Source organism: Streptomyces sp. NPDC020597 (assembly GCF_044335095.1).
Classification (GTDB): Bacteria; Actinomycetota; Actinomycetes; order Streptomycetales; family Streptomycetaceae; genus Streptomyces.
This window is the reverse complement of record NZ_JBIRUL010000030.1, coordinates 78,616-88,811: the sequence shown is the minus strand read 5'-3', so window position 1 is coordinate 88,811 and position 10,196 is coordinate 78,616. Positions and strand designations below refer to the sequence as shown.

Below are 10,196 nucleotides of genomic sequence, written 5' to 3'. Positions count from 1 at the left end.
CAGGCATGGAAGCGAACGAGACGGATGGCTGAGCATCCGCCCTGGAGACCATCATTCGCCGCCTATGGGATGAAGACCCCAAAGCAGGGCAGGGGTGAGAGCCATATTTAGGGCTTGACCTGCATAAGCGCCCTCTAAGGGCCCGTTCCGAACGTCCCCGTCCCGCCCTGGACGGCCTGTGTGCCGCACGGGCGGGCTCGAGCCGCGCTGATCATCGGTGCCGCCGGGCCCGCCGGGCGGACTCCGGTGTCCTGCGCGTCCTGCGCGCCTCGTGCGTCCCGCGCCTCTTCCCGCGTCCCGGGCGTCGCGCGCACGCCGGCCGGATCGGGTGGGCTCGCGTCCGGGCGGCGGCCCTGGCGCTGTGGCCTCCCGGCGCTGAGGCCTCCCGGCGACCTGGTGCCCCGGTGACCGGTGACCGGTGACCGAGCGTCCTGCGTCGAACCCGCCGCGCTCCCGGCCGAACCGGGCCGTCTACGCCGGCTGGCGGCGCATGACGAAGCCGGCGGCGGCGCCCGCGCCGAACAGGGCGAGGACCGAGACCCCCGTCGCCAGCCAGGTGGTGCCCAGCCAGTGGGCGCCGAAATAGCCGAGGGCGGCGCTGTAGCCCGCCCAGGACAGGCCGGCCAGTGCGGACCACGGGAGGAACTCGCGCGGGCGGCGATGCGCGGCGCCCGCGATCAGCGAGACGACGGAGCGGCCGGCCGGGGCGAAGCGGGCCAGCACCACCAGCGCGCCCCCGCCCCGGGCCAGTGCCTCGCCGAGACGTTCCTGCGCGGTGGTCAGCCGGCGGGACCGGGAGATCGCCCGGTCCAGGCGCTCGCCGCCGCGCCAGGCCAGCCGGTAGGCCACCAGGTCGCCCAGCACCGAGGCGGTCGCCGCGGAGAGGATCAGGACCATGATGTCCGGCACGTCGTGCGGGACCTGCCCGGTCGCCGCGCCCGAGCCCGCCGCGGCGGCCGTGGCCGCCGTGATGACGAGCACTCCGCTGGGCAGCACCGGCAGGAACACGTCGAGGAGGACCGACAGGCCCACCACCGCGTAGATCCACGGGCTGCCGAGCAACGCCCCCACACTGTCGAACACCGCGAACTCCCCGTGTCTCCCCCGTGACGACCGACCGTGCCGCTGTGTCGCGGGGGAGCGGCAGATGCGGCCAATGACAGCCATACAGCGTACGCCGGGGGTGTGACAGCGGATTCACGGGGGGCTCGTGTGTTCGGCGCAGCACCTTCACCCGCAGGATGCCCGCGACCGCCCGGCGGCGGTGCAGCCGGGCGGTTGCGGTGGGGCGGTTGCGATGGGCGGTTACGGGTGGGGCCGTGTGCACCTGGGGCGGGGGGTGCCGTCGGGTCAGACGGAGACCGTGGCCTGCTGTGCCGAGGGCTCCCGCTTCGTGGCCGACCGGTCCGCGATCAGGCGGTCCAGGCCCAGGGCGCCGGAACCGGTGAACACCAGCAGCAGGAAGGCCCAGCAGAACATCGCCGACGCCTCGCCGCCGTTCTCCATCGGCCACAGGGCGTGCGGCTGGTGCACCTTGAAGTACGCGTACGCCATGGAGCCGGAGGCGAGCAGGGCGGCGGGCCGGGTGCCGAGGCCGATCAGCACGAGGCTGCCGCAGACGAGCTGGATCACGGCCGCGTACCAGCCGGGCCAGGAGCCGGCGTCGACGGTGCGGCCGGCGGCTTCGGCGCCGAGGACGCCGAAGAGCGAGGCCGCGCCGTGGCAGGTGAAGAGCAGGCCGACGACGATGCGGTAGAGGCCGACCGCGTACGGCTGTGCGGTGTCGAGGCGAGCGGACATGGTGGGGGGTGCTCCTTCGGTGTCGGGCGGGTCGGTCCCGAAAGGGGAGTGGACCGGACCCGTCGTCGGGGGGACGGCGGTACCGAACGAGCAGTCAACGTTAGGCAACCTGATCAATGCTTGCTAGTTCAACTTTGGCCATCGCTGACGAATATGAGGGGCAACCACCTTACGGATTACCCTTTTTGACGGGTAATCAGATACCTGTCCGGTGCGGGATGCCCGGCTCAGGAAGCGAGGTCGGATTCCTCCACCGTGGCGAGCGCCCCGTCCTTCTGCGCCTGCTCCAGCCGCAACCGGGCTCTGCGGCCGTGCAGGGTCAGCGACATGAGCTGGTTGCCGAACCACGGCCCGCCCTGTTTGCGCCAGGTGACGGGAAGCCGCGGGCGGCGGCCGTGCCGTCGCAGGCGCCGGCCGAGAGCGCGGGCGAGGGCGCTCCAGCCGAAGCGGAAACCCGCCCGGATCGACAGCGGGACGGAGTTGTGCACGGGGGAGCAGGTGAGCTGCAGCACCCGGGCGTCCGGCCCGGGCGTGTCGCGCCAGCGGGCCTCGGCCACATAGGCGTGGTGCACGTCCCCGGAGAGCACCAGCACAGTCGCCGGCGCCTCCGCTCCCGTCCCCGTCTCGGCGATCAGCTCCGCCAGTTCGACGAAGGACTCCGGGAAGGCGGCCCAGTGCTCCAGGTCCGCGCCGCGCCGCAGTCTCTCCCCGAAACGGGCCCAGCGCGCGCCGCGCTCGCCCCGGCACAGGGCCGCGTCCCACTCCTCGGCGTCGTGCACCAGATGCGGCAGCAGCCAGGGCAGCGAGGAGCCGATGAGAAGGTGGTCGTAGGAGCCGGGACGGTCGAGCACCTGGGCCCGCAGCCACGCCCGCTCGCCCTCGTCGAGCATCGCGCGCCGGTCCTCCTCGAGGACCCGCGCCGCCCGGCTGTCGACGATCAGCAGCCGTACCCGCCCGAAGTCGCGCCGGTAGCTCCACCGCACGGACGCCGGGTGGGTGTCCGCCCGGTCGGCGAAGGCGCGCAGCACGTCGGTGCCGTCGGGCGCGTCGCGTACGGCCGCGTAGAGCGGGTCGGCGGCCAGCTCGGCCGGGGACAGGTTCCCCAGGTGCTGGTGCACCCAGTACGACATCAGGCCGCTCAGCACCCGCTCGCGCCACCATGCGGTGGCCCGCATGTCGGCCAGCCAGGCCGCGGAGGTGTTCCAGTCGTCGATCACGTCGTGGTCGTCGAACACCATGCACGTCGGCACGGTGGACAGCAGCCAGCGCACCTCGGGATCGCGCCAGGACTCGTAGTAGAGCCAGGTGTACTCCTCGTAGTCCGCGACCTCGGCGCCCGGCGGATCGGTCAGCCCGCGGCGGGCGTCGATCCGCTCGCGGGTCGCGTCGGAGACCTCGTCGGCGTACACCTGGTCGCCCAACAGCAGCAGCACGTCCGGGCGTTCGGCGGTCGGGTCGGCGGCGAGGCGCGCCGCCAGGCCGTCCAGCGCGTCGGGGCCGACCGGGTCGTTCCCGCCGGCCGGGGGCGCCGCCCAGCGGCAGGAGCCGAACGCCACCCGGACGGCGTCGCCCCCAGGTGTGCCCCCGCCCCCGCCGTCGTTCCCGTGGCGCTCGGCGGCGGGGGAGTGGATCTCGGAGGGCGGGAAGGGGGATTCGGACGGTGGCCACACGTGTTCCCCGTCGAGGAAGACCTCGTAGGCCGTCGAGGAGCCCGCCGTCAGGCCGCTCACCTCGACCAGCGCGTAGTGGTGGCCCGCCACCTGGAAGGTGCGGCCGGCGCCGCCCGCACCGTCGGCGCAGCGCACCTCGGCGGTGCACGGACGGCTCGCCTCGACCCATACGGTCGCGGACGAGCCGTCGGCGTACCTCAGCAGTGGTCCCAGTCGCAGTCCGGCCACGTGATCGCCCTCCTCCGTCGCACCGTACGGTACGGAACGACAGGGGCTCCGGGGGAGAGGCGGGCGGCCGCGGACCGGTCAGCAGGCGTCGAGATAGCTCGTCAGCGCGCTCTTCTCGGCGGAGTCCACCGAGAGGCCGTAGTAGTACTTCACCTGCACCCAGGCGCGGACGTAGGTGCAGCGGTACGAGGTGACCGACGGCATCCACTCGGCCGGGTCCTGGTCGCTCTTGGCCTGGTTCACGTTGTCCGTGACGGCGATGAGCTGCGGCCGGGTCACGTCGTTGGCGAAGGACTGGCGCCGGGCGGTGGTCCAGGCGCTCGCCCCCGAGTCCCAGGCCTCGGCGAGCGGGACCAGGTGGTCGATGTCGAGGTCGGAGGCGGCGGTCCAGGTCGCGCCGTCGTACGGGGAGTACCAGCTGCCGCTGGTGGCGGTGCAGGCGGAGTTGGTGACGACGTTCGTGCCGTCCCGCTTGAGGATGTACTCACGCGTGTTGCACGTGCCGCTGATGGTGATCCAGGTGGGGAACAGATCGCGGTCGTAGCCGGTGCGGTTCTCGGCCTTCACGGTGAGCGAGGCGAGGTAGGTGCGGGCGGTGGCGGCGGAGACCGGCGTGGGGAGGGCGGCGGAGGCGGTCGGGGACTGGAACAGCCCGACCGAGGCTATGAGGGCCGTGAGAGCGGCTATTGCGCTCAGCCGTCCACGCGCGTAGAACTTCGACATGCGAACTCCGTTGGGGAGGCGGGGTGTTGCAGCACGAGCACGGGAATGCTCGCGCCGCCGCGTTGCGGGGAGATGTGCGTCCGATGAGAAGTTAGTGACGAGTGCATGACACGACAAGGTCTACGGCGGAACGATCTCGTACACTGGACGGCGCAGAAGGGGAGTAGCTCTTCGCCGGACCGTCGACATACTGCTCAGCTCGTCTGAGCCGGCGCCCGGAGGCGAGTCCGTGATGACGGGCCCGCCAGCGAGACCTTCGGCAAGCAGTGCACATCCGTGCCGTACGGCACGGATGACGTGTGCTGCCGTGCCGAGGCGTCTTCGCGAGGATCTTCGCAACGACTGCAGCACTCTCGGCGGGGCGGCCCCGACCGATAGAGGAACCTTGATCAGCATCACCGTGACGGCACTCGTCTTCGGCGTCGTCTTCCTGGCCGAGCTGCCGGACAAGACCGCCCTGGCCGGACTCGTCCTCGGCACCCGCTACCGCGCCTCGTACGTCTTCGCCGGCATCGCCGCCGCCTTCGCCCTGCACGTCACGCTCGCCGTCGCCGCGGGCAGCGTCCTCACCCTGCTTCCGCAGCAGATCGTGCACGCGCTGACCGGCGTCCTCTTCCTCGGCGGCGCGGCCGTGCTGCTGCTGAAGAAGGACGAGGGCGACGAGGAGGTCCGGCGCCCCGAGGACCAGTCCTTCTGGAAGGTCGCCGGCGCGGGCTTCATGCTCATCCTCGTCGCCGAGTTCGGCGATCTCACCCAGATCATGACGGCCAACCTGGCCGCCCGTTACGACGACCCGCTCTCCGTCGGCCTCGGCGCGGTGCTGGCGCTGTGGGCGGTGGCCGGCCTCGGCATCGTCGGCGGAAAGGCCCTGATGAAGCGGGTGCCGCTGACGCTGATCACCCGGATCGCGGCCCTGCTGATGCTGTTGCTGGGCGTGTGGAGCCTCTGGGAGGCGATCGCCGGCTGAGGCCGGGTGGCGCCGGGGGGCGATTGTTTTGTACCGTGGGGAAACAAAGTGGCTCCCGCTCGTTTTCCCTGACCGGCGGGCGGGGCCGCCTTGTCCTTACGTCTCTGGAGCTGATGATGCCGGTCCTCACCGCCCGCGCCCTCCTGCTCGACATGGACGGCACCCTCGTGAACTCCGACGCCGTCGTGGAGCGGATCTGGCGGCGCTGGGCCCATGCGCACGGACTCGACGGCGACGAGGTCATGAAGGTCGTCCACGGCCGGCAGGGGCACGCCTCGATGGCCGTGCTGCTGCCCGACCGGCCCATGCGTCTGAACCTCGAGGACAACGCGCGGATGCTGGCGGCCGAGACGGCCGACCTGGACGGCGTCGTCCCGGTGCCCGGCGCGCCCGAGTTCCTCGCCTCCCTGCGCGGCGTCCCGCACGCGCTCGTCACCTCGGCCGACGTCCCGCTGTCCACGGCCCGGATGGCCGCGGCGGGGCTGGAGCTCCCCGAGGTGCGGGTGACCGCGGAGTCGGTGGGCGCGAGCAAGCCGGACCCCGAAGGTTTTCTGAAGGCCGCGGCGGAGCTGGGCGTCGACCCGGCGCAGTGCGTCGTCTTCGAGGACTCCGGGGCGGGCATCGCGGCGGGGCGGGCGGCCGGCATGCGAGTCGTCGGCGTGGGGCCGCGAGCGGCGGCACACGGGCCGGACGCGGTCGTGCGGGATCTCCGCGAGGTGCGGGTGGAGGCTGTGGGGGATGCCGGTGGCGCGTGCGACGCCGATGGCGCGGGGGACGCCGGTGGCGCGACGCAAGCGGTGACGGTCCGGATCCGGACCGGCTGAGCCGGGGCGGCGGTCCGCGTTCGGTCTGCTGACGAAGGCCGGGCCGGGCAGGGCACGACAGGGAGGGCCGGGCGGCGGCTAAGGCTCCTTCGTCTCGGATTCCAGGCGGGCCCGGGTCACCGGGCCGTACACGCCCAGACCGTCCTCCGTCGTCCCCCGCGACCACTGGTAGTTGCGCAGGGCGTCCTCGACCTCGCCGCTGAAGGAGCCGTCGGCCTCGCCGGCGTAGAAGAACGCCGCCTTCAGCCGCAGTTGCAGTTCGGTCACCTCGGCGCCCTGGTCGCCGCGCCGCAGGGAGGCGACGCGGGCGGCACCGTTCTGGACGGCGTCGGCACTCTGGTCGGGTCCCGAGGAGCGGGCGGCGCCGGCGGTCGGAATCGCCGTGCTCGGCTCGGACGAGGGGGATGCGGTGGGCGTGGCGCTCTCCGGCGTCACGGACGGCGACGGGCTCTCGCTCTCGGCGGGCGGCGGCGGGTCCTGGGAGCGGGCGGCGGAGGGGGGCGCGGAGCGGCTCGCCGACGGCGACGCGGCAGCAGACGCGCTGACGGACGGGGCGGGCACGGCGGCCCGCACGTCCTCGGGGGCCGCGCTCTCGCGGGTCGGCTTCTCGTAGGTGAACAGTCCGGCGGCGAACCCGGCCGCCGTCACCACGGCGACGACGGCGCCCGCCGTCGCGACCAGCAGGGTCAGGCGGCGGCGCGGACGCGGGCGCGCCTCCTCGTCGTCCCGGTGGGGTCTGCCGGCGTACGCCGTCCCGAACGGCCGCGGATCGGCCGCGGCGGGCTCGAAGCCCAGGGGAGCGAGCGGGGTGGGCAGCGCCACCGTGGCGTCCGGCGGAGGGCCGAGAGGGTCCACGCGACGCAGGGGCATGGTCGCGTCGGCCGGAACCGCGGGCGCCGCCGGCACCCGCATCGTCACGTCGGTCGCGCCGGTGACGTCGGTGGCAGCTGGCACGCCGGTCGGACGGGGTGGGTCGGTCGGACCTTCGTCGAGTTCCACGTATGGCCGTATGCGCAACGGATCGAAGTCCTCCGCGGCGGCCGCCTCCGCCGTGCGCGTGTCGCGCAGGGCGTCGGAGGCCCGCCGGGCGCAGGCGCAGGACGGGGTGTTGTCGGGCGCGCGGAGCGCTCCGCACTCCGGGCACGGCAGTCCCCGCCGTCCCGTCCGCCTCTGCCGCCCCGTCGGATCGATCACGTGTTCGGCCCTCCCCTTCCAAACTTCAGAGATTATGCAGATCCTCCACACAACCGTTCGTCCACGGCCCCCGGAATGCCGAATTCCGTCTGGAACTCGGGAGGACTCAAGAGGCCATAACGGGTCACACCGATCACGATGGAGAGGGTCACCGAGCCTCAGGAGGCATCCATGGCGTTGGACGCGCACAGCCGTACGGCGGATCCACGTCAGGAACACGTGTCCGGAAACGTGCTCGTCTCGATCGGCGCCCTGCTGCTCGGCATGCTCCTCGCCGCCCTCGACCAGACGATCGTGTCGACCGCCCTGCCGACGATCGTCAGCGACCTCGGTGGTATGGAGCATCTGTCCTGGGTGGTCACCGCGTATCTGCTCGCGTCCACGGCCGCGACCCCGCTGTGGGGCAAGCTCGGCGACCAGTACGGGCGCAAGCGGCTGTTCGAGGCGGCGATCGTCCTCTTCCTGATCGGTTCGGCGCTGTGCGGAATGGCGCAAAACATGCCGCAGTTGATCGCCTTCCGCGCGATCCAGGGGCTGGGGGGCGGCGGGTTGATGGTGCTGTCGATGGCGATCGTCGGCGACATCGTGCCGCCGCGCGACCGCGGCCGATACCAGGGTCTGTTCGGCGCGGTGTTCGGCGCGACGAGCGTCCTCGGTCCGTTGCTGGGCGGCCTGTTCACCGAGCACCTGAGCTGGCGGTGGGTGTTCTACGTCAACCTGCCCGTCGGAGTCGTGGCCCTCGCCGTCATCGCGGCCGTGCTGCGCATCCCGCGCAGATCGACGAAGCACGTCATCGACTACCTGGGCACCTTCCTGATCGCCTCCGTCGCCACCTGTCTGGTGCTGGTGGCCTCGCTCGGCGGCACCACCTGGGACTGGGGCTCGCCGCAGATCGTCGCGCTGGCGCTGCTGGGCGCCCTGCTGGCGGTCGCGTTCGTGGCCGTGGAGCGCCGGGCGGCCGAACCGGTACTGCCGCTCAAGCTGTTCCGCGTCCGCACCTTCACCCTCTCCGCCGTGATCAGCTTCATCATCGGCTTCGCGATGTTCGGCGCGATGACCTACCTGCCGACCTTCCTGCAGGTGGTGCACGGCGTCTCGCCGACCATGTCGGGCGTGCACATGCTGCCGATGGTGGTCGGCATGCTGCTCTCCTCCACGGGGTCCGGCCAGATCGTCAGCCGCACCGGCCGCTGGAAGGTGTTCCCGGTCGCCGGCACCGCCGTCACCTCGCTCGGACTGCTCCTCCTGCACCGGCTCGACGAGCACAGCTCCACGTTCGAGATGAGCGTCTGCTTCTTCGTCTTCGGCCTCGGCCTCGGCCTGGTCATGCAGGTGCTGGTGCTGATCGTGCAGAACGCGGTCCCCTACGAGGATCTCGGCGTCGCCACCTCCGGCGCCACCTTCTTCCGCTCCATCGGCGCCTCGTTCGGCGTCGCGATCTTCGGCACGATCTTCGCGGCCCGCCTCGGCGACAAGCTCGCCGACGCCTTCGCGGGCGTCCGGCTCCCGCCCGGCGTGTCGGCCGACGCGCTCGAGTCCGACCCGCGCGGCATCGCGGGCCTGCCGTCCGACCTGCGTCCGAGCGTTCTCGACGCCTACGCCTCCGCGATCACCGACGTCTTCCTGTACGCCGCGCCCGTCGCCGTCGTCGGCTTCGTGCTGGCGTGGTTCCTGCGGGAGGACCCGCTGCGCGCCTCGGTCACCGCCCCCGACGTCACCGAGACCCTCGCCAGCAACCCGGTGGAACGCTCCTCGTACGACGAGGTGTGCCGGGCGCTGTCGCTCCTCGGCACCCGCGAGGGCCGCCGCGAGATCTACCGGACGATCACCGGGCGCGCCGGCTACGACCTCGTCCCCGCCGCGAGCTGGCTGCTGCTGCGCATCAAGCGGTACGGCAGCATCGAGCCGTCGACGCTGGCCGAGCGCAGCTCCGTCCCGCTGTCCGTCGTCATCGAGGCGGCCCGGCAGATCGAGGGACGGGGTCTGGTCGTCCGCCGGGGCCTGGACATGGTGCTGACCGACGAGGGCCAGGAGGTCGCGGAACGGCTCGCCGCGGCCCGTGAGGAGTCGCTGGCCGAGCTGCTCGGCGACTGGTGGGGTCCGGACCGCCCCACCGACCTGGTCCAGCTCGTCAAGGAGCTGACCGGCGAACTGTGCGGCTCGGACAGGGAGCAGCCGCACGACGAACGGCCGGTGAACCGGATCAACTGAGCTACCGCGAGAGCAGCTTCTCGAACCAGTGGTCGGCGTAGGGGTCGTCGTTGTACGGCTCGGTCTCGGCGTACCCCAGCCGCGCGTACAGGGCGCGGGCCTCGACCAGGTCACCGCGGGTGTCGAGCACCAGCCGGTCGGCGCCGAGCGCGCGGGCGGCGTCCTCGGCGGCCCGGACGAGCAGCGGGGCGCCGCCCCTGCCGCGCAGACCCTCCCGTACGAAGACCCGGGTGAGCTCGGCGGTCGACGCGTCCAACAGCCGTACGCCCGCGGTGCCCGCCGGTTCGCCACCGTACCGGCCGATCAGCAACTGCCCCCTGGGCGGAGAGAGTTCGGCGCCGGAGTGCGCGGCGATCTCCCGCTCCAGCTCGTCGTTCCCGGTGCGGCGCCCCTCGTGCAACAGGTAGTAGCGGTCGCTGACTTCGGTGTAGTACGCCCGCCAGAGCGCCACGGCGTCGGGGGAGTCGAAGGGCTCTGCGGCGATGGTCCACGAGGTCGGGGTCCATGCCGGGGGCGGGGGCGGGGGCGGGGGTGGGGGCGGGATACGGGTCGTCATCCGGTCATTGTCGGCAGGCGGCC

The 10,196-nt window shown here is 72.5% G+C and carries 9 protein-coding genes; 3 read left to right on the top strand and 6 right to left on the bottom strand.

Annotation, left to right across the window (positions count from 1 at the left end; all coding sequences use genetic code 11):
- Positions 1-471: 471 nt before the first annotated feature.
- The 4 genes from ACH4ZA_RS33855 to ACH4ZA_RS33840 form a co-directional block, all read right to left on the bottom strand.
- Positions 472-1,083 (bottom strand): DedA family protein, encoded by a 612-nt coding sequence (locus ACH4ZA_RS33855; protein WP_398433059.1) that lies wholly within the window; start codon positions 1,081-1,083, stop codon positions 472-474.
- 267 nt (positions 1,084-1,350) lie between these two features.
- A complete protein-coding gene (locus ACH4ZA_RS33850) occupies positions 1,351-1,800 on the bottom strand; it encodes a DoxX family protein (protein WP_319279063.1) in 450 nt (149 codons plus the stop codon).
- Between the two features lie 227 nt (positions 1,801-2,027).
- Positions 2,028-3,698, bottom strand: a complete 1,671-nt coding sequence (locus tag ACH4ZA_RS33845) for an alkaline phosphatase D family protein (protein WP_319279061.1) — start codon at positions 3,696-3,698, stop codon at positions 2,028-2,030.
- Positions 3,699-3,776: 78 nt separating this feature from the next.
- Positions 3,777-4,421, bottom strand: coding sequence for an HNH endonuclease family protein (locus tag ACH4ZA_RS33840; protein WP_398433058.1), 645 nt, complete (start codon positions 4,419-4,421; stop codon positions 3,777-3,779).
- A gap of 385 nt (positions 4,422-4,806) precedes the next feature.
- Here ACH4ZA_RS33840 and ACH4ZA_RS33835 point away from each other — a divergent pair, with 385 nt between their 5' ends.
- Together ACH4ZA_RS33835 and ACH4ZA_RS33830 are read left to right on the top strand one after the other, a co-directional pair.
- Positions 4,807-5,388, top strand: a complete 582-nt coding sequence (locus ACH4ZA_RS33835) for a TMEM165/GDT1 family protein (protein ID WP_398433057.1) — start codon at positions 4,807-4,809, stop codon at positions 5,386-5,388.
- A gap of 116 nt (positions 5,389-5,504) precedes the next feature.
- Positions 5,505-6,212 (top strand): HAD-IA family hydrolase, encoded by a 708-nt coding sequence (locus ACH4ZA_RS33830; RefSeq protein ID WP_319279162.1) that lies wholly within the window; start codon positions 5,505-5,507, stop codon positions 6,210-6,212.
- A gap of 78 nt (positions 6,213-6,290) precedes the next feature.
- Here the strand turns inward: ACH4ZA_RS33830 and ACH4ZA_RS33825 are convergent, their stop codons facing one another.
- Positions 6,291-7,406 (bottom strand): peptidoglycan-binding protein, encoded by a 1,116-nt coding sequence (locus ACH4ZA_RS33825; RefSeq protein WP_398433056.1) that lies wholly within the window; start codon positions 7,404-7,406, stop codon positions 6,291-6,293.
- Positions 7,407-7,577: 171 nt separating this feature from the next.
- On the opposite strand from ACH4ZA_RS33825, the gene ACH4ZA_RS33820 reads away from it, so the two are divergent.
- Complete coding sequence (locus tag ACH4ZA_RS33820; RefSeq protein ID WP_398433055.1) at positions 7,578-9,617, top strand: DHA2 family efflux MFS transporter permease subunit; 2,040 nt, start codon at positions 7,578-7,580, stop codon at positions 9,615-9,617.
- A 1-nt stretch (position 9,618) separates the two neighbouring features.
- Here ACH4ZA_RS33820 and ACH4ZA_RS33815 read toward each other — a convergent pair whose 3' ends face one another.
- Positions 9,619-10,173: a GNAT family N-acetyltransferase gene (locus ACH4ZA_RS33815; RefSeq protein ID WP_398433054.1), complete on the bottom strand. Its 555-nt coding sequence runs from the start codon at positions 10,171-10,173 to the stop codon at positions 9,619-9,621.
- Positions 10,174-10,196 lie beyond the last annotated feature (23 nt).

Coding starts and splice junctions, on each gene's coding strand:
- ACH4ZA_RS33850 (WP_319279063.1), bottom strand. CDS start 1,800: ATGTCCGCTCGCCTCGACACCGCACAGCCGTACGCGGTCGGCCTCTAC.
- ACH4ZA_RS33820 (WP_398433055.1), top strand. CDS start 7,578: ATGGCGTTGGACGCGCACAGCCGTACGGCGGATCCACGTCAGGAACAC.
- ACH4ZA_RS33830 (WP_319279162.1), top strand. CDS start 5,505: ATGCCGGTCCTCACCGCCCGCGCCCTCCTGCTCGACATGGACGGCACC.
- ACH4ZA_RS33840 (WP_398433058.1), bottom strand. CDS start 4,421: ATGTCGAAGTTCTACGCGCGTGGACGGCTGAGCGCAATAGCCGCTCTC.
- ACH4ZA_RS33815 (WP_398433054.1), bottom strand. CDS start 10,173: ATGACGACCCGTATCCCGCCCCCACCCCCGCCCCCGCCCCCGCCCCCG.